The sequence below is a fragment of the Xenorhabdus entomophaga genome (genome assembly GCF_037996725.1).
GTDB lineage: Bacteria > Pseudomonadota > Gammaproteobacteria > Enterobacterales > Enterobacteriaceae > Xenorhabdus > Xenorhabdus khoisanae.
In genome coordinates this window covers 1-219 of the sequence record NZ_JBBMXH010000556.1, presented here as the reverse complement: position 1 = coordinate 219, position 219 = coordinate 1, and the positions used below count along the sequence as shown (strand labels likewise).

At 56.2% G+C, this 219-nt stretch carries 1 pseudogene; it reads right to left on the bottom strand.

Annotated elements, in window-relative coordinates:
- Positions 1-109 (bottom strand): annotated as a pseudogene (locus AAC854_RS24040) (IS66 family transposase); the annotation flags it as partial.
- Positions 110-219 lie beyond the last annotated feature (110 nt).

Below are 219 nucleotides of genomic sequence, written 5' to 3'. Positions count from 1 at the left end.
AGAAGTCAGCGACACAGCGCCCGCTGCGGCTTGGCTGATAGTCGAAAATCACCGCCGGGTGAGCGGCAAACTCGCCGCTGCGGTAGACCCACATGTAGGATTTGCTCTGCGTAAGCGGCCAATTAAGCAGTGTATTTACATGATGTCGCCCATATTCACGTTCCACGGGAGCAGATCGTGCAGAGGATCGTTGGGATGGCGTTTGGGGAGCTCCGTAAA